The sequence below is a fragment of the Streptomyces sp. AC602_WCS936 genome, assembly GCF_019049125.1.
Lineage (GTDB): Bacteria > Actinomycetota > Actinomycetes > Streptomycetales > Streptomycetaceae > Streptomyces.
This window is the reverse complement of sequence record NZ_JAGMUF010000090.1, coordinates 149,265-170,376: the sequence shown is the minus strand read 5'-3', so window position 1 is coordinate 170,376 and position 21,112 is coordinate 149,265. Positions and strand designations below refer to the sequence as shown.

The window sequence follows — 21,112 nt, the reverse complement described above, 5'->3', positions numbered from 1 at the left end:
GCTGCCTCCCCCTGGTGAAGTGCGTGCTCCTTGTGTGCTGCCGCGTGGTCACAGCCGCTTGACCCCCTTGATGCGTCCGGCCCGGGCCACCCGTGCCCGCGCCGCCTTCACCCGCAGTCCGTTGCGCTGGCCGCCGATGCGCAGGCCGGTGCCGCCGGAGAGCCAGCCGGTGGAGATGTCGGGTTTCTGGCCGGCGGCGTTGGTGTCGGCGAGCGGGTCGTTCTCCGCGCGTCTGGCCAGCGCCATGATGCCGGGGACGACGAAGGGCGCGAGCAGCAGGTCGTAGAGGGCGGCCGTGAACAGCAGGCCGGGCAGGCCGACATGTCGGGCGGCGGTGTCGCCGACGAGGGCGCCGACGCCGGCGTAGAGCAGGGTGGTGCCGAGGGCGGCGACGACCACGACGGCCATGGGGCCGGTGGCCGACCTGAGCCTGCCGTTCTCCGGTTTGGCGAGTCCGGCGAGGTAGCCGATGACGCAGAGCACCAGGGCGTAGCGGCCGGCGGCGTGGTCGGCGGGCGGGGCGAGGTCGGCGAGGAGTCCGGCGCCGAAGCCGACGAGGGCGCCGCCGACGTGGCCGTAGACCAGGGCGAGGCCGAGGACGGTGAGCAGCAGCAGGTCGGGGACGGCGCCGGGCAGGTGGAGGCGGGCGAGGACGCTCACCTGGATGACCAGGGCGACGACGACGAGGGAGGCGGAGAGCAGGATCCGGTTGACGCGCATGGGGTGAAAGCTCCTACTGCTCGTTCTGCTCGGACTGCTGGTTCTGCCCGGTCCCGCCGTCCTCGGCCTGACCGTCCTGGGCCTGACCGTCCTGGGTCTGGCCGCCGTCCTGGGTCTGGCCGTCGGGGTCGGCTCCGGGGGTCACGGTCACCGTGACGGTCGGCGTGGGCTTGGGCTGCTCCTTCTCCGGGAGCACCGTGTCGCGCGGGTCCTTCTGCGGGCCCTGGACGACGACGCCGACGATGTCGAGCTTGGTGAAGCTGACGAACGGCGTGACCTCGAGCGTGCGGGTCAGGTCGCCGCCGGAGGGGTCGACGCGGGAGACGGTGCCGACGGGCACGCCGGGGACGAACGGCTTGTCGGCCTGGGAGCCGAAGGTGACCAGGCGGTCGCCCTTCTTGACCTGGGCCTTGCCGTTGAGCAGCTCGACGCGCAGGGGGCGGCCGCCCTGGCCGGAGGCGAAGCCGAGTTCGTCGCTGCCCTCCATCCGGGTGCCCACGGTGAAGTCGGGGTCGTTGGCGAGCAGCACCGTGGCGGTGTTCGGGCCGACGGTGGTGACGCGGCCGACGAGGCCGTCGCCGTTGAGGACCGTCATGTCGCGCTCGATGCCATCGTTGGCGCCGGCGTCGATGGTGATGGTCCAGGAGAAGCCCTGCGCGGCTCCTATGGCGATGACCTGGGCGCCCTTGATGCCGTACTGGCCGGCGCCGGCCAGCCCGAGCATCTTGTCGAACTGCTTCAGGCGGCTGCGGCCGCGCTCGTCGCTGCCGAGCTTCGCCTTCAGGGCCGCGTTCTCCGTCTCCAGTGCGGCGAGCCGGTCGTGGCGGTCGCCGGAGTCGCGGACGGCGGAGATCGCGTTGCCGATCGGGTCGACCGCGGACGACACCCCGTTCTCGATCGGACCGAAGACGCCGGCCGCGGCCTGCCGGGCACCGTCGACCGGTGAGTCCTCCCCGCCGCGGATGTCCACCGTGATCAGCGCGAACGCGATGGCGATCAGCAGCACCAGAAGCAGCCGGCTCTCTTTCGTGTCCCTCACGTGCGGCGGCCGTGCCTTCCTCGTCGAATTCGACAATTACGTGGCGGTGTTCAGGAATTCAGGGGATTCGGTACCCGCGGTGCGAAACGCGCGGTACCAAGCCTCTATATCAACGATCCGCCGCACGAGAGGAGATCGTCTCGTACGGCGGAACCGAAGTGTTACGTCATCTGCGGGGCGAGGCGTCCAGCACCTGCTGGAGCGCCTCGAACTCCTCGACGCACTTGCCGGAGCCGAGCGCCACGCTGTCCAGCGGGTCCTCGGCGATGTGGATCGGCATCCCGGTCTCCCGGCGCAGCCGCTCGTCGAGCCCGCGCAGCAGCGCGCCGCCGCCGGTCAGGACGATGCCCCGGTCCATGATGTCGCCGGACAGCTCCGGCGGACACTTGTCGAGGGTCGTCTTGACGGCGTCGACGATCGCGTTGACCGGCTCCTCGATCGCCTTGCGCACTTCGGCGGCGGAGATGACGACGGTCTTGGGCAGGCCGGAGACGAGGTCCCGGCCGCGGATTTCGGTGTGCTCGTCGGAGTCGAGGTCGTACGCCGAACCGATCGTGATCTTGATCTGCTCGGCCGTGCGCTCACCCAGGAGAAGGCTGTACTCCTTCTTCACGTGCTGGATGATCGCGTTGTCCAGCTCGTCACCCGCGACGCGGATGGACTGGGCGGTGACGATGCCGCCGAGCGAGATGACCGCGACCTCCGTGGTGCCGCCGCCGATGTCGACCACCATGTTGCCCGTGGCCTCGTGGACCGGCAGGCCGGAACCGATGGCCGCGGCCATGGGCTCCTCGATGATGTGCACCTGACGGGCGCCGGCCTGGGACGACGCCTCGATGACGGCGCGGCGCTCGACGCCGGTGATGCCCGAGGGCACACAGACGACGACCCGCGGACGAGCCAGATACCGCCGCTTGTGGATCTTCAGGATGAAGTAGCGGAGCATCCGCTCGGTGATCTCGAAGTCGGCGATGACGCCGTCCTTCAGCGGGCGCACGGCAACGATGTTGCCGGGCGTGCGCCCGATCATCTTCTTCGCTTCGGCGCCGACCGCGAGGATGCCACCGGTGTTGGTGTTGATCGCGACGACGGACGGCTCGTTGAGTACGATCCCGCGACCCCTGACGTACACCAGCGTGTTGGCGGTCCCGAGGTCGACAGCCATGTCACGGCCGATGAACGACATTGAGTTCCCCATCAGGATTCGACTGGCCTTCCCAGGAGCTTTTGAGGGCTTTTCAGGTAGGCGAAGTGGGTGCAGTGACGCGTGGAGGCTTCCATCGTAGACGCGCTTTCGCGAACACTGCGCGAGGGTCTTCGCCATTGTCAGCAGATGGCGCATCGCCTCGCTTGTGGAGACGGGCCAACGGAGGCATCCGTTCCCCCGAACAGGCGCGCATATGCCACAGGGCGGTCGCTTTTACGCGACCGCCCTGGTCCGCGGCGGGCCTGTCCGGCTGACGTCGCGTCAGAAAAAAGTTGTGCTCGGCGTGTCCGACGAGAGCCGGGAAGGCTCAGGCCCGGCCGGGGAAGAAGATCTTCAGCTCGCGCTCGGCGGACTCCTCGGAGTCGGAGGCGTGGATCAGGTTCTCCCGGACGATGACGCCGAAGTCCCCGCGGATGGAGCCGGGGGCGGCGGCGATCGGGTCGGTCGGGCCGGCCAGCGCGCGCACGCCCTCGATGACCCGCTCGCCCTCGACGACCATGGCGACGACCGGGCCGGACGCCATGAACTCGACCAGCGGCTCGTAGAAGGGCCGACCGACGTGCTCGGCGTAGTGCTGTTCGAGAATGGCACGGTCCAGGGACCGCTGCTCCAACGCGGTGATCTGCCAGCCGGCCTTGCGCTCGATACGGCTGATGATCTCGCCGACCAGTGAGCGGCGGACGGCGTCCGGCTTCAGGAGGACGAGCGTGCGCTGGGTCATGATGTGCGGCTCCTTGCAGGCCAGAAAATCGAATGGCCTGAGGCTACCGGGTCGGTCACCGCGACTGGCACCCGGACCGCTCCCGAAAGCGCCGCTGCCCCGGCACCGACAGCGCCCCGCTACGCCTCCTGCGCCGCGAACCTCGCCTTCGCCTCGTCGATCTTCCGCCCGTAGTGCACGGACGCCCACCACAGGGCGGCGAAGACCGCGCCCAGGAAGAACATGGTCGGCACCACGAAACCGGACGCGATCAGCGCGATCTGCAGGGCCCAGCCGAAGGCGACGCCGCCCGGCCGGGTCACCGCGCCGCACAGCGCCACGCACAGGAACATCGCGATGCCGCTGACCGTCCACACCGTCCCCATGGACAGGTCGGGGTCCTTCATGGCGACCAGTCCGGCGAAGCCGATGACGAAGAACTCGCCGATCAAGGTCGAAGCACAGAGCGTACGCACGTGGAATCCTCAGCCCTTCCCCAGCAGCAGCCGGGCCTCGCCGACGGTGATGACGGAACCGGTGACGAGCACACCGCCGCCCGCGAACTCGCCCTCCTCCTCGGCCAGCGTGATCGCGGCCTCCAGGGCGTCCGGCAGCCGCGGCTCGACCTGGACGCGGTCCTCGCCGAAGACCTCGACGGCGATCCCGGCCAGTTCGTCGGCGTCCATCGCGCGGTGGCTGGAGTTCTGGGTGACGACGACCTCGGCGAAGACCGGCTCGAACGCCTCCAGCAGCCCCCGCACGTTCTTGTCGCCGCTCGCGCCGACCACGCCGATGAGCCGGCTGAACTGGAACGCCTCCCCCACCGCCTCGGCGGTCACCCGGGCGCCGGCCGGATTGTGCGCGGCGTCCAGCACCACGGTCGGCGAACGCCGGACCACCTCCATCCGTCCCGGCGAGGCGACGGCGGCGAAGGCCTTGCGCACGGTGTCGATGTCCAGCGGCTCGGGGCGCTGCGAGCCGACGCCGAAGAACGCCTCGACGGCGGCGAGCGCGACGGCCGCGTTGTGCGCCTGGTGGGCGCCGTGCAGCGGCAGGTACACCTCGTCGTACTCGCCGCCCAGCCCGCGCAGCGTCACCAGCTGTCCGCCGACGGCGACCTGCCGGGCGACGACCCCGAACTCCAGCCCCTCGCGCGCGACGGTCGCGTTGACGTCCACGGCCTTCTTCAGCATGACCTGCGCGGCGTCCACCGGCTGCTGGGCCAGGATCACGGTGGCGTCCTGCTTGACGATCCCGGCCTTCTCGGTCGCGATCTCACCGGGCGTCTCGCCGAGCCGGTCGGTGTGGTCCAGGTCGATGGGGGTGACGACGGCGACGTCCCCGTCGATGACGTTGGTCGCGTCCCAGGAGCCGCCCATCCCGACCTCGACGACGGCCACGTCCACGGGCGCGTCGGCGAAGGCCGCGTACGCCATGCCGGTCAGCACCTCGAAGAACGACAGCCGGTACTCCTGCTGCGCGTCGACCATCTCGACGTACGGCTTGACGTCCTGGTACGTCTCGATGAACCGCTCGGCGGAGATCGCGGCGCCGTCCAGGCTGATCCGCTCGGTGATCGACTGCACGTGCGGCGAGGTGTACCGGCCGGTGCGCAGCTCGAAGGCGCCGAGCAGGGCCTCGATCATGCGGGCGGTGGAGGTCTTGCCGTTCGTCCCCGTGATGTGGATGGAGGGGTACGACCGCTGCGGCTCCCCCAGCACGTCCATCAGCGCGGCGATGCGGGTGACGGACGGCTCCAGCTTGGTCTCGCCCCAGCGGGTGGCGAGCTCCGCCTCGACCTCGCGCAGGGCGGCGTCCACCTCGGGATCCGCGGGGCGCGTCGGCACGTCGGCCTCCGGCGGACCGCCCTGGGTGCGCAGGGTGCGGCTGCCGGCCTCGATGACGGCGAGGTCGGGGTCGCGGGTGGTCTCCGCCGCGATGATCTCGTCGAAGTCGCTGGCGGGGTCGGAGGGGTCGGGCTGGTCGTTCTGGCCGGGGATGTCGCTCACGGGGACCAGTCTACGGAGGTCGGCCGACGGGGCGCCCAGGGAGTGGGGTGGCTGATGTTCCGGGGCGAGTGCACGCGCGTTGTGGCTGGTCGCGCAGTTCCCCGCGCCCCTGAAGGGACGTGAAGGCTCCCGGCGCCTGCAAAGGCACCGGGAGCCTTCATTCACGTACCGGCGGGCTACGCCTCCGGCAGCTTCTCCAGCTGGGTCTGGATGCGGGCGATGTCCTCGTCCGCCTTGGCGAGGCGGCCGCGGATCTTGTCCACGACGTGGTCCGGCGCCTTCGCGAGGAACGCCTCGTTGCCGAGCTTGGCGTTCGCCTGGGCCTTCTCCTTCTCGGCGGCGGCAAGGTCCTTCGCCAGCCGCTTGCGCTCCGCGGCGAAGTCGATGACACCGGAGAGGTCGAGGGCGACCTCCACGCCCGCCACCGGCAGCGTCGCCGTCGCCGTGAAGGCGTCGCCCTCCGGCTGGAGCCGCAGCAGCTGCCGGACGGCCGCCTCGTGCGCCGCGAGCGCGCTGCCCGCCAGGGTCAGCCGGGCCGGCACCCGCTGGCCGGGCTGGAGCCCCTGGTCGGCGCGGAAGCGGCGGACCTCGGTGATGACGGACTGGAGCGTCTCGATCTCCCGCTCGGCGTCGGCGTCCCGGAAGCCGGAGTCCGACGGCCACTCGGCGATGACGACCGACTCACCACCCGTGAGCGTCGTCCACAGCGTCTCGGTGACGAAGGGGACGACCGGGTGGAGGAGGCGCAGCGTGACGTCCAGGACCTCACCGAGGACCCGCTTGGAGACCTCGGCGGCCTCGCCGCCCGCCTGGAAGGTGGTCTTGGACAGCTCGACGTACCAGTCGAAGACCTCGTCCCAGGCGAAGTGGAACAGGGCGTCGGACAGCTTCGCGAACTGGTAGTCCTCGTAGTACGCGTCGACCTCGGCGACGACCGAGTTGAGCCGGGACAGGATCCAGCGGTCGGTCGAGGACATCTTCGACGCGTCCGGCAGCGGGCCCTCGACCGTCGCGCCGTTCATCAGCGCGAAGCGAGTGGCGTTCCAGATCTTGTTGGCGAAGTTCCGGGAGCCCTGGACCCAGTCCTCGCCGATCGGGACGTCGACGCCCGGGTTGGCGCCGCGCGCGAGCGTGAACCGGAGCGCGTCGGAGCCGTACTTGTCCATCCAGTCCAGCGGGTTGACCACGTTCCCGAAGGACTTGGACATCTTCTTGCCGTTCTGGTCACGGACCATGCCGTGCAGGGCGATGGTGTGGAACGGCGGGGTGCCGTCCATCGCGTAGAGGCCGAACATCATCATCCGGGCGACCCAGAAGAAGAGGATGTCGTAGCCGGTGACCAGGACGGAGTTCGGGTAGAACTTCGCGAGCGAGTCGGTCTGCTCGGGCCAGCCCAGCGTGGAGAACGGCCACAGGCCGGACGAGAACCAGGTGTCCAGGACGTCGGAGTCCTGGTACCAGCCCTCACCGGTCGGCGGTTCCTCGTCGGGCCCGACGCAGACGACCTCACCCTCCGGGCCGTACCAGACCGGGATGCGGTGACCCCACCACAGCTGGCGCGAGATGCACCAGTCGTGGAGGTTGTCGACCCAGTCGAAGTACCGCTTCTCCATATCCTGCGGGTGGATCTTGACCTTGCCGTCGCGGACGGCGTCACCGGCCGCCTTGGCGAGCGGGCCGACCTTGACCCACCACTGCATGGACAGGCGCGGCTCGATGGTGGTCTTGCAGCGCGAGCAGTGGCCGACGGAGTGGACGTAGGGCCGCTTCTCGGCGACGATCCGGCCCTCGGCGCGCAGCGCGGCGACGATGGCGGAACGGGCCTCCAGGCGGTCCAGGCCCTGGAAGGGACCGTGGGCGGTGATGATCGCGTGCTCGTCCATCACGGCGATGGCGGGCAGGTCGTGGCGCTGGCCGATCTCGAAGTCGTTCGGGTCGTGGGCGGGCGTCACCTTGACGGCGCCGGTGCCGAACTCCGGGTCGACGTGCTCGTCGGCGACGACGGGGATGGAGCGGTCGGTCAGCGGCAGCTTGATGAGCTTGCCGACGAGGTGCTTGTACCGCTCGTCCTCCGGGTGGACGGCGACGGCGGTGTCACCGAGCATCGTCTCGGCACGCGTGGTGGCGACGACGATCGTCTCGTCCCCGTCCCCGTACTTCATGGAGACCAGCTCGCCGTCGTCGTCCTGGTACTCGACCTCGATGTCCGAGATGGCCGTCAGGCAGCGGGGGCACCAGTTGATGATGCGCTCGGCGCGGTAGATCAGCTCGTCGTCGTAGAGCCGCTTGAAGATGGTCTGGACGGCCTGGGAGAGGCCCTCGTCCATGGTGAAGCGCTCACGCGACCAGGCGACACCGTCACCGAGGCGGCGCATCTGGCCGCTGATCTGGCCGCCGGACTCGCCCTTCCACTGCCAGACGCGCTCGACGAACGCCTCCCGGCCGAGGTCGTGCCGGGACTTGCCCTCCTTGGCCAGTTCCCGCTCGACGACGTTCTGCGTGGCGATGCCGGCGTGGTCCATGCCGGGCTGCCACAGCGTCTCGAAGCCCTGCATGCGCTTGCGGCGGGTCAGGGCGTCGATGAGCGTGTGCTCGAAGGCGTGCCCGAGGTGCAGGCTGCCCGTGACGTTCGGCGGCGGGATGACGACGGTGTACGGCGGCTTGTCGCTGTCCGCGTCGGCCTCGAAGTAACCCCGTTCTACCCAGCGCTCGTACAGCTTCCCCTCTACCTCGGCCGGCGTGTACTGGGTCGGCAGTTCGGTGGTGGGTGCGGGCTGCGGCTGCTGAGAGTTCTCGGTCACGGGGGTCAGTTTACGGGCGTCACGACCGTGTCCCGAAACGCGTTTCCTCTGTAACGGTGTGGCCCCCGGTGACCTGCGCACGCCATGCCTGCGTCAGGATGTCAGCACCACGTAAGCATCTGGAGGGGAACCCAGAAATGAGTCACAACCAGCCGGGCCCGTACGGCGGGCAGCCCCAGCAGCCCGGGCCGTACGGCCAGCCGGGACCGTACGGCCAGCAGCCGCCGCAGGCCCCCCAGCCCGGCTATGGCTACCCCCAGCAGACGCCTCCCCCGCAGCCGGGCTACGGCTACCCTCAGCAGCCCCAGCAGGGCGGCGTCCCGCCGCAGCAGCCGCCGTACGGCCAGCAGGCCCCGTACGGCCAGCAGCCGCCCTACGGCCAGCAGCAGCCGTACGGCATGCCCCAGCCCCCGGCGCCGGGCGGCGGCAAGAAGAAGACGGGCCTGATCATCGGCGCGGTCGCCGTCGTGGCGGCGATCGGCGTGGGGGCGTACTTCGTGTTCGGCGGGGGCGGTGGCGGCGGCGCGGACATCGCGGACGACGGGCCGCACAAGCTGACGACTCCGGCGACGGTGCTCGGGGAGTACGAGAAGAGCGAGGGCGACAGCGGCTCCATGGACGCTGCCGACCTGAAGGACGCCGAATCGTGGGGGGTCAAGGACCCCAAGGACGTGAGTGCCTCCTACACGGCGAAGAACGAGGAGAACCCGCTCGCCAGCAAGCAGCTCATGTTCGGCGGCGTGTACGGCACGATCGACGACCCGGAGAAGGCCGTCGACGCGTTTTTCGCCAACATGAAGAAGCAGAGCCAGGAGGGCGGCAGTGACGAGGACGTCACGCTGCAGGGCGACCCGAAGGAGTACAAGCCCGAGTCCCTCGACGGTGCCATCCTCAAGTGCCAGGAGGCCAAGGTCGACAACTCGGACGGCGGTCCCAACGAGCCGAAGTCGATGACCGTGACGTACTGCGTCTGGGGCGACCACAGCACGCTCGGCTTCGCCATGCCTATGAGCATCCTGGACATCGCGGCCGGCAAGAAGCCCGACCCGGCTGAGGCGGCCGACATCACCGCCAAGCTCCGCAAGGAAGTCCGCGTCAAGCTCTGACACGAGGCGCGGACTGCGGAAGGGGCCCGGTCGGTCGACCGGGCCCCTTCCGCATGACTGTCGGCTACGCCGTCTTCTGCTCCCCCGAACCCCGCCCCCGCGAATCCCGCGGAATGAGCGTCGGGTTGACGTTGGAGAGGACCACGTCCGCCGTGATGACGACGCGGGCGACGTCCTTGCGGGACGGGACCTCGTACATCACGCCCTGGAGGACCTCCTCCATGATGGCCCGCAGGCCACGCGCGCCGGTCTGGCGGAGGATGGCCTGGTCGGCGATGGCCTCCAAGGCCTCGCGCTCGAAGTCCAGCTCCACGCCGTCGAGTTCGAAGAGGCGCTCGTACTGCTTGACGAGGGCGTTGCGCGGCTCGACGAGGATCTGGAGGAGCGCCTCGCGGTCGAGGTTGTGGACCGAGGTGATGACCGGGAGGCGGCCGATGAACTCGGGGATCATCCCGAACTTGACCAGGTCCTCCGGCATGACCTGCTCGAACTGGTCCTTGGACTCGGTCTCCCGCTTGGAGCGGATCTGCGCGCCGAAGCCGATGCCCTTGGCGCCGGCCCGGCCCTCGATGATCTTCTCCAGGCCCGCGAAGGCGCCGCCCACGATGAACAGGACGTTCGTCGTGTCGATCTGGATGAACTCCTGGTGCGGGTGCTTGCGGCCGCCCTGGGGCGGGACCGAGGCGGTGGTGCCCTCCAGGATCTTCAGCAGGGCCTGCTGGACGCCCTCGCCGCTGACGTCACGCGTGATCGACGGGTTCTCGCTCTTGCGCGCGACCTTGTCGATCTCGTCGATGTAGATGATCCCGGTCTCGGCCTTCTTGACGTCGTAGTCGGCGGCCTGGATCAGCTTGAGCAGGATGTTCTCGACGTCCTCGCCGACGTAACCCGCCTCGGTGAGCGCCGTGGCGTCGGCGATCGCGAAGGGCACGTTGAGCATGCGGGCGAGGGTCTGGGCGAGGAGGGTCTTGCCGGAGCCCGTGGGGCCCAGCAGGAGGATGTTGGACTTCGCCAACTCGATGGCGTCGTCGCGGCCTTGGGCGCCGCCGTTCTCGCCGGCCTGGACCCGCTTGTAGTGGTTGTACACCGCGACGGACAGGGCCTTCTTGGCGGCTTCCTGGCCGACCACGTAGCCCTCGAGGAACTCGTAGATCTCGCGGGGCTTCGGGAGCTCCTCCCAGCGGACCTCGCTGGTCTCCGCCAGCTCTTCCTCGATGATCTCGTTGCAGAGGTCGATGCACTCGTCGCAGATGTACACACCGGGCCCTGCGATGAGCTTCTTGACCTGCTTCTGGCTCTTGCCGCAGAACGAGCACTTGAGCAGATCGCCGCCGTCACCGATGCGTGCCACGGTGTGCTTCCCCTTCGCCTGGGAGACGCCTGGCCGCCGACGTGACGTCAACGGCCGGCGGACTCCTGGTGCTGCCTTATGTCCGACGGTACCTTGCCGGGCCCCCCGTCCGGGCCCCCCTTGGCACGGTTCCCTTTGACGTGAACCGCGTCAAACCGTGCCAAGGAGCGGCAGACGATACAGCCTCCCGCCTCAGCGGAGGGAGGAGTTGTCCATCTTCCGGGTGGTGATGATCTGGTCGATCAGGCCGTAGCTCAGCGAGTCCTCGGCCGTGAGGATCTTGTCGCGCTCGATGTCCTCGCGGATCTTCTCGACCGGCGTGGTGGAGTGCTTGGCCAGCATCTCCTCCAGCTGCGAGCGCATCCGCAGGATCTCGTTGGCGGCGATCTCCAGGTCGGAGACCTGGCCGCGGCCGGTCTCGCTGTACGGCTGGTGGATCAGGACGCGGGCGTTCGGCAGCGCCATGCGCTTGCCCGGCGTACCGGCGGCCAGCAGGACGGCGGCGGCGGAGGCGGCCTGCCCCATGCAGACCGTCTGGATGTCCGGCTTCACGTACTGCATCGTGTCGTAGATCGCCGTGAGCGCCGTGAAGGAGCCGCCGGGGCTGTTGATGTAGACCGAGATGTCCCGGTCGGGGTCCATCGACTCCAGGCACAGCAGCTGCGCCATGACGTCGTTGGCGGAGGCGTCGTCGATCTGGACGCCGAGGAAGATCACGCGCTCCTCGAAGAGCTTCGCGTACGGGTCGTACTCGCGCACGCCCTGCGAGGTGCGCTCGACGAAGCGCGGGATCACGTAGCGGGACTCGGCGGTCGGGCCGGTGTACTCGGCGCGCGTGCGGTCGTACAGGCCGCTGCCGGGGAAGTCGTTCACTGTGTCTCCTGGGAAGGGGCTGAGGCGTCGGCTGGGGGCGGGCTGGGGCGCGCTCCTGGGGCCCGCTGGGGCCCGCGGAGGGCTCAGGCCCCGGTGCCGCCGCCGCCCGGCATACCGGCGGCCGTGGGGATGACGTCGTCGATGAGGCCGTACTCCTTGGCCTCGAAGGCGTCGAACCAGCGGTCGCGGTCCGAGTCGCGGGTGATCTGCTCGACCGTCTGGCCGGTGTGCTGCGAGGTGAGCTCGGCCATGCGCTTCTTGGTGTGCAGCAGCCGCTCGGCGTGGATCTTGATGTCCGAGGCCGAGCCGGCCAGGCCGGCCGAGGGCTGGTGGATCAGGATCTCGGCGTTCGGCAGCGCGAAGCGCTTGCCCGGGGTGCCCGCGCTGAGCAGGAACTGCCCCATGGAGGCCGCGAGACCCATGGCGATCGTCACCACGTCGTTCTTGATGAACTGCATGGTGTCGTAGATCGCCATGCCCGCCGTGATCGAACCGCCCGGGCTGTTGATGTACAGGAAGATGTCCTTGTCCGGGTCGGCGGCAAGGAGCAGCAGCTGTGCGGTGATCTTGTTGGCAATGTCGTCGTCGACCGGCTGGCCGAGGAAGATGATCCGCTCGCCGAGCAGCCGGTTGTAGACCTGGTCGCCGAGGCCACCACCGATGGAGGGCTCGCCGGCGGCGGAGGGCATCAGATTCGTCACGTAATCCACCTGCTCGTCTTACGACGGCGCCGGGCCGTCTCACGTTTCCCTGCGGGGCTGGAGCCGCTTTCGGGGACTCCCCTGCCCTCGTATTCATGGACCCTAACGCGCAGGGCCTGCGGCGCCATCCCGGTTCCGCGAGTGTTCGCCGGGGGCGTAGCGCCGTGGCAGAGCCGGTCACCGCCAGGTGCGGGCCCGTCGTGGTTGCTCGCGCAGTTCCCCGCGCCCCTGGCGGGGCTGTCCAGTCGTACACGAAAGGGCCCCGGCGTTGGTCGTCCGGGGCCCTTCCACGTCCGTCTGCGGAGGCGCGAGGGGGATCAGCCCTCGGTCTTCTCCTCGGCCTTGTCGTCAGCCTTGTCGGTGTCGGACTCGGTGGACTCGGCGGCGGCCTCGGGGGCCTCCTCCGCCTCCTCCTCGTCGTCCAGGTCGACGACCTCGCCGTTGGTGTCCTTGACCGTGGCCTTCTCGACCACGACGGCCAGGGCCTTGCCGCGGGCGACCTCGCCGACGAGGAGCGGGACCTGGCCCTGCTCGACGACGGCCTGGGCGAACTGGTCGGGGGACATGCCGGAGGAGGAGGCGCGGCGCATGAGGTGCTCGGTGAGCTCCTCCTGGCTGACGTTGAGCTTCTCCTGCTTGACCAGCTCGTCGAGGACGAACTGGGTCTTGATGCCCTTGACCGCGGCCTCGCGGGTCTCGGTGTCGAACTCCTCGGCGGTCTTGCCCTGGAGCTCGAGGTACTTCTCGAGGTCGAGGCCCATCTGGCCGAGCTGGTGGTGCTCGAGGTTGTGCTTACGGGTGTTGATCTCGTCCTCGAGGAGCTTCTCGGGGACCGGGACCTCGACCAGCTCGAGCAGCTTGTCCAGGACGCGCTCCTGGGCCTGCGTGGCCTGGTCGTACTGCTTCATGTTGGCGAGGCGCTTGCGGCTGTCGGCGCGCAGCTCCTCCAGGGTGTCGAACTCCGACGCGAGCTGCGCGAAGTCGTCGTCCAGCTCGGGCAGCTCGCGCGCGGCGACCTGGGTGACCTTGACGGTGACCTCGGCCTCCTTGCCGGCCGCCGAGCCGCCCTTGAGCTCGGAGGTGAAGGTGGCCTCGCCACCGGCCTCCAGGCCCTTCACGGCGTCGTCGATGCCCTCCAGCAGCTCACCGGAGCCGATGGTGTAGGAGACGCCGTCGGCGACGCCGTCCTCGAGGACCTCGCCGTCGACCTTGGCCTGCAGGTCGATGGTGATCACGTCGCCGTCCTCGGCGGCACGCTCGACCGGGGAGGTGGAGGCGAAGCGCTCGCGCAGCTGCTCGACCGACTTCTCCACGTCCTCGTCGGTGACCTCGACGGCGTCGACCTCGACCTCGATGCCGGAGTAGTCCGGGATCTCGACGGTCGGGCGGACGTCGACCTCGGCGGTGAAGTTCAGCGTCTCGCCGTCCTTCAGCTCGGTGATGTCGACCTCGGGCTGACCCAGCGGGTTCAGGTCGGCCTCGTTGACCGCGTCGGTGTAGAACTTCGGGAGCGCGTCGTTGACGGCCTCCTCCAGGACGGCGCCACGACCGAACCGCTGGTCGATGACCCGGGCGGGGATCTTGCCCTTGCGGAAGCCCTTCACCGTGACCTGCTGGTTGATCTTCTTGTACGCCGCGTCGAGGCTGTCCTTGAGCTCCTCGAAGGGCACCTCGACAGTGAGCCGAACCCGGGTCGGGTTCAGGGTCTCCACGGCGCTCTTCACGGTTCGGTCTCCTTGGTGGCTGACTTCTTGGGTTCTGCCGGGGCCAGCGGGGCGTCCGGCGGATTCGCCGCCCGGAGACTTCAGACTCTGAGACACACGGGCGTGCAGCTTGCATAGTAACGGCAGCGACTACACCGCCCAAAAGGCGATCACCCGGTGATCGGTCGGTGGTCGGGGTGGCGGGATTTGAACCCACGGCCTTCCGCTCCCAAAGCGGACGCGCTACCAAGCTGCGCCACACCCCGTCTGGTGCGACACGTAGGGTACATGCCGCCAGGCACCGGGCACGCGCGGTTTCCCGGGTGCCCGCGCACGTGCCCGTGGACTCCGGCGCGGACCGGAAGGGGTGTGCGGGACAGGGGTGCGACCCGCTACGATGCCTCCAGTGCCGCGGTCACCGACCTGCGGCGCGCGCTGTGCGGGCGTAGCTCAATGGTAGAGCCCTAGTCTTCCAAACTAGCTACGCGGGTTCGATTCCCGTCGCCCGCTCCAAGAGGCCTCCGGCCCGGTTCCTTCAGGGGATCGGGCCGGAGGCCTTTGTGCCGTCGGCCCGCCGTGGGCCGCCGGCCGCGGTGGCCGTCGGCCCGCCGGACGCTCCGGGTCAGAACTGGATCGAGTTGAGCGTGTCCGCTATCGAGTCCAGGAACCGCTGGATGTCGTCGGCCATGCCCGTCGAGGCCAGGAAGAAGCCGAAGAGGACCGCGACGATCGCCGGGCCCGCCTTGATGGAGCCTCCTCGCAGCAGCACCACCAGGATGATCGCCAACAGCAGCACCACTGACAGTGAAATGGCCACAACTGATCACACCCTCGATCGGTCCGCTCTCCCGGCCCGGAGGTGCGGCCGCGCACACCCCCGCCAGGACCATCGTGCCACCAACCGGGCTCCGTCATGCGGCAGGTGACGCATCGTCGGCCGGTTCCTGGGGTCCGGCAGTGCCCAGCACACGCGGACCCACCCCACGATCCCATCCCGCACATGAATTCGACAGGACACCCGTGCGGGGAATTCCGGCCGCTTCGTTTCGATGTCCACACAACGCGTTCGCAGATATTTCGAATTGCCTCGGGAAGCACACAGACAGGCACATCACAGGGAGATCACAGGCTCCCGCGGAGGTCCCGTCCGGCCCATTGAAGCGGACATTCCAGGGAAGTCACCCTCCGGTCTTATGCGCTGTTTAGTCATGACGTGTCATGACAAGTGGGGTGCTCTGGACGCCCCTTAGGTCCCCGGCGGCTTTCCGCGCTGTGGCGGAGGTCATGGCGCCGCCCGGGACAAGTTCCCCGAATTACGGGGTACTCGCCAGGCACTCGGGATCCGAATGCAGGAATGACGTCGAAGGTTTTACGGAATCCCACGGAGAACGCTAGGGTGCCTCAGATGTTCTACGCTGCCTCGTCCCCCACCAGAGCAGCGAGGTCCTGTGACAACTCGCCGATTTTCCGGCGGGGGGTTGCATGACGAGCTCGCTGCGACCGCACGGCGACCGGAAGACGCCGTCCCCACCGGATCAGCAGACACAACCGAGCCGACAGCGCGACGCGTTCTTCGACAACGCCAAGTACCTGGCGATCGTGCTGGTCGGCGTCGGCCACGCCTGGGGTCAGCTCCTGGACGGGAACCGGACGGTGGAGGCCCTCTACCGGGCCCTGTACACGTTCCACATGCCGGCGTTCATCATCATCTCCGGCTACTTCTCGCGAACTTTCGACCTGAGCCCCAAGCGCGTGAAGCGCCTGATCACCGGCGTCGCCGTCCCCTACCTCGTCTTCGAGATCGGCTACGCGCTGCACCGCCGCGTCAGCGAGGACCCGTCCAACGACATCAGCCTGCTGGACCCCACGTACCTCCTGTGGTTCCTGTGCGCGCTGTTCATCTGGCGGCTGACCACCCCGATCTGGCAGACGGTCCGCTGGCCGCTGCCGATCGCCCTGGTGATCGCGGCGCTGGCCTCCGTGACACCCAGCATCGGCAACGACCTGAACATGCAGCGGGTGCTGCAGTTCCTGCCGTGCTTCGTGCTGGGCCTGGTGCTGCGCCCCGAGCACTTCCAGCTGGTCCGGCGCCGCTCGGCGCGGATCATGGCCGTGCCGGTGGCCGCTGTGGCGGTGGCCGTCGCCTGGTGGTCGGTGCCGCGCATGGAGACCGGCTGGTTCTACCGCAACGCCGCCGTGCAGTCCACGGACGCCCCCTGGTGGTCCGGGCCCGTCCTGACGCTCGCGCTCTTCGGCTGCTCGGTCGTACTGACCGCCTGCTTCTTCGCCTGGGTGCCGGGCCGGCGCATGTGGTTCACGGCGCTCGGCGCGGGCACGATCTACGGCTACCTGCTGCACGGCTTCGTCGTGAAGGAGGGCACCTTCGCGGGCTGGTTCCACGATCCCGCGTGGGACACCCCGCTGGGCGAGATCGGGATCACCGTCCTGGGAGCCACCCTCATCACTCTGCTGTGCACCAAGCCCGTCCAGCGGGTCCTGCGGTGCGTGGTGGAACCGAAGATGGAGTGGGCCTTCAAGCGGGACGCCGGTGAGGCGGCCCGGGGCCGTGAGAAGCGGGAGCGGAAGGGGGAGGGACGCGAGACGGGTGCCGACGCGGCGCGCGCGTCCAGCGAGGCCGGCGAGAAGGTGTCCGTCTGACGTCCGTCCCCTGAGGTTCTGGGGCTCTGGAGTCCTAGCGTCCGTCCGGCAGACCGAGGAGTGCGCGCATCCGCGTGTACTTCTCGGTCAGTCGTGTGCGCGTGGCCGCGTCGAGGGCCGCGAGCCGTGCCGGGTCGGCGTTGTGTGCCAGGTCCGCCTCCTTGACCAGCGGTGCGCCGGGCGTGGCGAGGATGCGCGCCGCGTACGCCTCGGGCGGCTCCCCGGCCCGTTTGGTGAGGGCCAGGACGATGTCCTTGGTACGGCGGCTCAGCGCGGCCTCGCGCAGCCAGCCCTCGGACAGCGCGTCGTCCTCGACGGCGTCGTGCAGCCAGGCCGCCGCGATCTGCTCGTCGTCCCCGCCACGCAGCCGGACGCCCTCGGCGACGGCCCACAGGTGCTCGGCGTAGGGCCGTCCCGCCTTGTCGGTCTGCCCGGCGTGGGCGGCGCGGGCGACGGCCTCCACCTCGGCCACGGAGAGCCGGGCGGGGGGTGTGGGCGGCGTGGCGGGTGCGGGTGTGGGTGCGGGTGTGGTGTCGGACACCGGGCCAGTGTGTCAGTCCGCCGTCGCGGAGGGGCCGGTGGCCGTGATCCGGGCCGTGGCGGTCTGGGCGGTCGAGGACTGGGCCGTGGCGGTCTGGGCCGTGGCGGTCTGGGCCGTCGGGCCCTCCCGGCAGATCAGCAGCAGGGCCCGGTCGTCGTTGACGTCCTTGGCCACCGCTTCGATCAGGTGCCAGGCGGCGCCGTGGAAGCCGCCCGCGACGTAGCGGTCGGCTTCGCCGGTGAGGCGGTCGATGCCCTCGGCGATGTCCCGGTCCGAGGTCTCCACCAGTCCGTCCGTGAACAGCATCAACACGTCTCCGGGACGCAGCGATCCCTTCACGGAGTCGAACTGCGCACCGTCGTACACGCCCAGCAGCGGCCCCTCGGCCGACTTCTCCTCCCAGCGGCCGGTGCCGGCGCTGAGCTGGAGGCCCGGCGGATGTCCGGCCGAGTACAGCTCGTAGTCGCCGGAGTCGAGGTCCAGGACGAGGTGGATGGAGGTGGCGAAGCCCTCGTCCCAGTCCTGGCGGAGCAGATAGCCGTTGGCGGCGGGCAGGAAGGCGTGCGGCGGCAGGCTGCCGAGCAGTCCGCCGAAGGCGCCCGACAGCAGCAGGGCGCGCGAGCCCGCGTCCATGCCCTTGCCGGAGACGTCGGTGAGGACCACCTCCAGCGTCCGGCCGCCGCCCGTGCGGGCCGCGACCACGAAGTCGCCGGAGAAGGACTGGCCGCCGGCCGGGCGCAGCGCCATCTCGCGGTGCCAGCCCGGCGGCAGCCCCGGCAGCTTGCTCTGGACCCGGATGCGTTCGCGCAGGTCGAAGAGCATGGTGCCGCCGCGCCGCCAGGGCACGCCGACCCGGCTGCGGAACTGTGCGACCAGTAGCCCGAAGAAGCCGCAGGCCGCGACGACCAGGACCACGCCGGGGGTGACCCGCGAGGGGCCCTCGGTGTACGGGCCGAGCTGCACCGACTCCACGATCAGTGCCGTGGCCGCCGCCGCGTACAGGCCGAGCAGGCTCGCCGGGCGCAGCAGCAGGCCGCCCGCGACGATGGGCAGGACCAGTGCGGAGGGTGCGCACCACACCGAGTTCATCATCGTGGTGGCCGCGATGACGGGGATCGTCAGCAGCAGTCCGGCCAGCGCGATCCAGTCCGAGCCGTCGCCGCGGAAGTAGTCGACGGCGGATCTGCGCATGCCGACGCGGGCCCGGTGCCACTGCTTCTTCCACCGGGCCGTGAACGTGTCGGCTTCCGCGCGCCGCTGTCGTCCTGCTGCCATTAGTTCGGGACCCTATCCATCGGACCGGGCACTTGGCACGGGAGGTCCTGCTTGTCCCCCGTCCGGGGCCCGACTCACAGTGAACTTCACGAACGGCCCTCGCGCGGCAACCTGGCGGAAATTCCCTCGCCCGTCCTTCGCGCCCCTGGTACGCATGGCCCATGAGCGATGACAGCGGCGACCTGACCCGGACCGGCCTGCGGACACTGCGGCGCGGCGAGTGGGACACGTGGTACGGGACACTGATCCGTGCCTTCGGCGGGGTCCCGGAGTCGGCCGAGGAACTGGAACTGTTCAACTCCCTGACCGAGACCGACCGCTCGCTCGGCGTCTGGGACGGCGACGAGTGCGTCGGTACGGCGGGGTCGTTCAGCTTCCGGATGACGGTGCCCGGCGGTGCCGTGGTGCCCGTGGCGGGCGTCACGATGGTGGGCGTGGCCGCCACGCACCGGCGCCGGGGCGTGCTGACGTCGATGATGCGGCGGCAGCTGGACGACGTACGGTCCCTGGGCGAGCCGCTGGCCGTGCTGACGGCCTCCGAACCGGCGATCTACGGCCGGTTCGGGTACGGCGCCGCGACCTTCCAGGTCAACGCGGAGATCGACACGGACCGGGTCCGGTTGTCGGTGCCGGACGGCACGGATGACGTACGGCTGCGGTACGCGGCGCCCGGTGACGTGCTCGACGCGTGCGAGGCGGTCTACGCGCGGCTGGTGCCGGAGCGGCCGGGCATGCTGGCCCGCCGGCCCGGCTGGGAGCGGCTCGGGCTGCTGGACCCGGAGAGCGAGCGGGAGGGGGCGTCGCCGCTGCAGTGCGTCCTCGCCCGGCGGGGCGGGGAGGTGACCGGGTTCGCACGGTTCCAGGTGCGGCCGGCCTGGCGGAACGAGGGGCCCAGCGGCACGGTGGTCCTCAAGGACCTGGCCGGGCTGGACCCGGCGACCGAGGCGGCGCTGTGGCGCTTCCTGTTCGGCATCGACCTGACGTCGACGCTGGCGGTGCGGGCGCGGCCGGTCGACGAGGCGTGGCAGCACCAGGTGTCGGACCTGCGGCGGTGCGGGCCGGTGCTGCGGGACGGGCTGTACGTGCGGCTGGTGGACGTGGGAGCGGCGCTCGCGGCGCGCACGTACCAGGCGCCGGTGGACGTCGTGTTCGAGGTCGAGGACGCGTTCTGCCCCTGGAACGCGGGGCGTTGGCGGCTGAGCGGGGACACGAAGGGGGCGTCCTGCGAGCGTACGTCCGACGCTGCGGACCTGCTGCTGTCGGTACGGGAGTTGGGCGCGGCGTATCTCGGGGGCGTGAGCCTGGCGTCGCTGGGCGCGGCCGGGCGGGTGCGGGAGGTGCGGCCCGGGGCGCTGGCTCAGGCGTCGGTGGGATTCGGGTCGGACGTCGCGCCGTGGTTGCCGCACGGGTTCTGACGGTCTTGTGACGGTCGTGGCGCGGTTCGCCTAGTCCTGCTTACGCTGGCAGGTCGGGCACCAGAAGAGGTTGCGGGCGGCCAGGTCCGCGGTGCGGATCGGGTCGCCGCAGAAGTGGCAGGGCTGGTTCGCGCGGCGGTAGACGTAGACCTCGCCGCCGTGGTCGTCGACGCGGGGCGGGCGGCCCATGGCCTCGGGGGTGTGCTCGGGGCGGACGGTGTCGATGCGGTTGTTCTTCACGCCCTCGCGCATGAGGGCGGTGAGGTCGTGCCAGATCGCGTCCCACTCGGCGGGGGTGAGGGACTTGCCGGGGCGGTACGGGTCGATGCCGTGGCGGAAGAGGACCTCGGCGCGGTAGACGTTGCCGACGCCGGCGATGACCTTCTGGTCCATGAGCAGGGCGGCGATGGTGGTGCGGCTGCGGGAGACGCGGCGGTAGGCCGCCTGCGGGTCGGCGTCCGGGCGCAGGGGATCGGGGCCGAGGCGGTCGTGTATCGCCTGCTTCTCCGGGTCCGTGATCAGGGCGCAGGTGGTGGGGCCGCGGAGGTCGACGTAGGCGGTGTCGTTCGCCAGGCGGAGCCGGACGGTGTCCGTGGGGGGCGGGGCCGGGGCCAGTCCGAAGGTGACCTTGCCGAAGAGGCCGAGGTGGATGTGGACCCAGTCGGCTGCGCCGAAGCCGAGGAAGAGGTGCTTGCCGTGGGCCTCGGTACGGGTGAGCCGGGTGCCGGTGAGGAGGGCGGCGGCGTCGGAGAACTTGCCCTGGGGGCTGGTGACGTGCGGTGCCGTGCCGTCGGTGAAGGCGGCGGCGTAGTCCTTGGCCAGCCGGTGGATGGTGTGCCCCTCTGGCACGGGGGGTGTCCTTTCGTTTCCTTTGCCCACCCGCCCACCCGACTCGGTGGGTCGAGAGGCTCGACTCGTCCCGGGGCCCCGCCCCGGACCCGGCGGGGACTCCGCCCCCTGCGCCCCTGGGCGATTCCGCTCCGTACCGCTCCGACAGATGCCGGCCCCGCACC

Annotated in this window: 18 protein-coding genes and 2 tRNA genes; 4 read left to right on the top strand and 16 right to left on the bottom strand. The window is 70.1% G+C overall.

Annotated elements, in window-relative coordinates:
- Positions 1-48: 48 nt before the first annotated feature.
- From mreD to KUM03_RS26090, 7 genes are all read right to left on the bottom strand, one after another.
- Complete coding sequence (gene mreD, locus KUM03_RS26120; protein WP_217251838.1) at positions 49-720, bottom strand: rod shape-determining protein MreD; 672 nt, start codon at positions 718-720, stop codon at positions 49-51.
- Between the two features lie 13 nt (positions 721-733).
- Complete coding sequence (gene mreC / locus KUM03_RS26115) at positions 734-1,759, bottom strand: rod shape-determining protein MreC (RefSeq protein WP_217251836.1); 1,026 nt, start codon at positions 1,757-1,759, stop codon at positions 734-736.
- 166 nt (positions 1,760-1,925) lie between these two features.
- Complete coding sequence (locus tag KUM03_RS26110; RefSeq protein WP_007449816.1) at positions 1,926-2,945, bottom strand: rod shape-determining protein; 1,020 nt, start codon at positions 2,943-2,945, stop codon at positions 1,926-1,928.
- A 328-nt stretch (positions 2,946-3,273) separates the two neighbouring features.
- On the bottom strand, positions 3,274-3,687 hold the full coding sequence (gene ndk, locus KUM03_RS26105) for a nucleoside-diphosphate kinase (protein WP_217251834.1): 414 nt from the start codon (positions 3,685-3,687) through the stop codon (positions 3,274-3,276).
- Positions 3,688-3,806: 119 nt separating this feature from the next.
- The gene (locus tag KUM03_RS26100; protein WP_217251831.1) at positions 3,807-4,142 is read right to left on the bottom strand and encodes a DUF4233 domain-containing protein; all 336 of its coding nucleotides are present in this window, start codon (positions 4,140-4,142) and stop codon (positions 3,807-3,809) included.
- Between the two features lie 9 nt (positions 4,143-4,151).
- On the bottom strand, positions 4,152-5,675 hold the full coding sequence (locus tag KUM03_RS26095) for a folylpolyglutamate synthase/dihydrofolate synthase family protein (protein WP_217251829.1): 1,524 nt from the start codon (positions 5,673-5,675) through the stop codon (positions 4,152-4,154).
- A gap of 176 nt (positions 5,676-5,851) precedes the next feature.
- Complete coding sequence (locus KUM03_RS26090) at positions 5,852-8,476, bottom strand: valine--tRNA ligase (protein ID WP_217251826.1); 2,625 nt, start codon at positions 8,474-8,476, stop codon at positions 5,852-5,854.
- A 137-nt stretch (positions 8,477-8,613) separates the two neighbouring features.
- Here KUM03_RS26090 and KUM03_RS26085 point away from each other — a divergent pair, with 137 nt between their 5' ends.
- Positions 8,614-9,582 carry a hypothetical protein gene (locus KUM03_RS26085; protein ID WP_217251824.1) on the top strand — a complete coding sequence of 323 codons (969 nt, stop codon included), beginning with the start codon at positions 8,614-8,616 and terminating at the stop codon, positions 9,580-9,582.
- A 64-nt stretch (positions 9,583-9,646) separates the two neighbouring features.
- Here KUM03_RS26085 and clpX read toward each other — a convergent pair whose 3' ends face one another.
- The 5 genes from clpX to KUM03_RS26060 all read right to left on the bottom strand — a co-directional run bounded on the left by clpX (position 9,647) and on the right by KUM03_RS26060 (position 14,476).
- Positions 9,647-10,933 (bottom strand): ATP-dependent Clp protease ATP-binding subunit ClpX, encoded by a 1,287-nt coding sequence (gene clpX / locus KUM03_RS26080; RefSeq protein ID WP_073723047.1) that lies wholly within the window; start codon positions 10,931-10,933, stop codon positions 9,647-9,649.
- A 192-nt stretch (positions 10,934-11,125) separates the two neighbouring features.
- Positions 11,126-11,806 (bottom strand): ATP-dependent Clp protease proteolytic subunit, encoded by a 681-nt coding sequence (locus KUM03_RS26075; protein WP_308406418.1) that lies wholly within the window; start codon positions 11,804-11,806, stop codon positions 11,126-11,128.
- An 83-nt stretch (positions 11,807-11,889) separates the two neighbouring features.
- Positions 11,890-12,495: an ATP-dependent Clp protease proteolytic subunit gene (locus KUM03_RS26070; RefSeq protein ID WP_051005918.1), complete on the bottom strand. Its 606-nt coding sequence runs from the start codon at positions 12,493-12,495 to the stop codon at positions 11,890-11,892.
- A gap of 329 nt (positions 12,496-12,824) precedes the next feature.
- Positions 12,825-14,231: a trigger factor gene (gene tig / locus KUM03_RS26065; protein ID WP_217251821.1), complete on the bottom strand. Its 1,407-nt coding sequence runs from the start codon at positions 14,229-14,231 to the stop codon at positions 12,825-12,827.
- 168 nt (positions 14,232-14,399) lie between these two features.
- A tRNA-Pro gene (locus tag KUM03_RS26060) sits at positions 14,400-14,476 on the bottom strand.
- A 173-nt stretch (positions 14,477-14,649) separates the two neighbouring features.
- Here KUM03_RS26060 and KUM03_RS26055 point away from each other — a divergent pair.
- A tRNA-Gly gene (locus tag KUM03_RS26055) sits at positions 14,650-14,723 on the top strand.
- Positions 14,724-14,832: 109 nt separating this feature from the next.
- Here the strand turns inward: KUM03_RS26055 and KUM03_RS26050 are convergent.
- Positions 14,833-15,027, bottom strand: coding sequence for a hypothetical protein (locus KUM03_RS26050; RefSeq protein ID WP_217251819.1), 195 nt, complete (start codon positions 15,025-15,027; stop codon positions 14,833-14,835).
- A 665-nt stretch (positions 15,028-15,692) separates the two neighbouring features.
- Here KUM03_RS26050 and KUM03_RS26045 point away from each other — a divergent pair.
- Entirely contained in the window at positions 15,693-16,868 is a 1,176-nt protein-coding gene (locus tag KUM03_RS26045; protein WP_217251816.1) for an acyltransferase family protein, read from the top strand.
- 34 nt (positions 16,869-16,902) lie between these two features.
- On the opposite strand, the gene KUM03_RS26040 is transcribed toward KUM03_RS26045, so the two are convergent.
- Both KUM03_RS26040 and KUM03_RS26035 read right to left on the bottom strand, forming a co-directional pair.
- On the bottom strand, positions 16,903-17,331 hold the full coding sequence (locus KUM03_RS26040) for an HD domain-containing protein (protein ID WP_217252996.1): 429 nt from the start codon (positions 17,329-17,331) through the stop codon (positions 16,903-16,905).
- A gap of 90 nt (positions 17,332-17,421) precedes the next feature.
- The gene (locus tag KUM03_RS26035) at positions 17,422-18,684 is read right to left on the bottom strand and encodes a PP2C family protein-serine/threonine phosphatase (RefSeq protein WP_217251814.1); all 1,263 of its coding nucleotides are present in this window, start codon (positions 18,682-18,684) and stop codon (positions 17,422-17,424) included.
- A 161-nt stretch (positions 18,685-18,845) separates the two neighbouring features.
- Here KUM03_RS26035 and KUM03_RS26030 point away from each other — a divergent pair, with 161 nt between their 5' ends.
- On the top strand, positions 18,846-20,099 hold the full coding sequence (locus KUM03_RS26030) for a GNAT family N-acetyltransferase (RefSeq protein WP_217251812.1): 1,254 nt from the start codon (positions 18,846-18,848) through the stop codon (positions 20,097-20,099).
- A 30-nt stretch (positions 20,100-20,129) separates the two neighbouring features.
- Here the strand turns inward: KUM03_RS26030 and KUM03_RS26025 are convergent, their stop codons facing one another.
- Positions 20,130-20,948: an Fpg/Nei family DNA glycosylase gene (locus KUM03_RS26025; RefSeq protein WP_217251810.1), complete on the bottom strand. Its 819-nt coding sequence runs from the start codon at positions 20,946-20,948 to the stop codon at positions 20,130-20,132.
- Positions 20,949-21,112: the final 164 nt, after the last annotated feature.

Excerpts from the sequence above, each read along its gene's own strand:
- KUM03_RS26070 (WP_051005918.1), bottom strand. The coding sequence starts at position 12,495 with ATGCCCTCCGCCGCCGGCGAGCCCTCCATCGGTGGTGGCCTCGGCGAC.
- KUM03_RS26035 (WP_217251814.1), bottom strand. The coding sequence starts at position 18,684 with ATGGCAGCAGGACGACAGCGGCGCGCGGAAGCCGACACGTTCACGGCC.
- KUM03_RS26045 (WP_217251816.1), top strand. The coding sequence starts at position 15,693 with ATGACGAGCTCGCTGCGACCGCACGGCGACCGGAAGACGCCGTCCCCA.
- KUM03_RS26085 (WP_217251824.1), top strand. The coding sequence starts at position 8,614 with ATGAGTCACAACCAGCCGGGCCCGTACGGCGGGCAGCCCCAGCAGCCC.
- ndk (WP_217251834.1), bottom strand. The coding sequence starts at position 3,687 with ATGACCCAGCGCACGCTCGTCCTCCTGAAGCCGGACGCCGTCCGCCGC.
- KUM03_RS26110 (WP_007449816.1), bottom strand. The coding sequence starts at position 2,945 with ATGTCGTTCATCGGCCGTGACATGGCTGTCGACCTCGGGACCGCCAAC.
- KUM03_RS26030 (WP_217251812.1), top strand. The coding sequence starts at position 18,846 with ATGAGCGATGACAGCGGCGACCTGACCCGGACCGGCCTGCGGACACTG.
- mreD (WP_217251838.1), bottom strand. The coding sequence starts at position 720 with ATGCGCGTCAACCGGATCCTGCTCTCCGCCTCCCTCGTCGTCGTCGCC.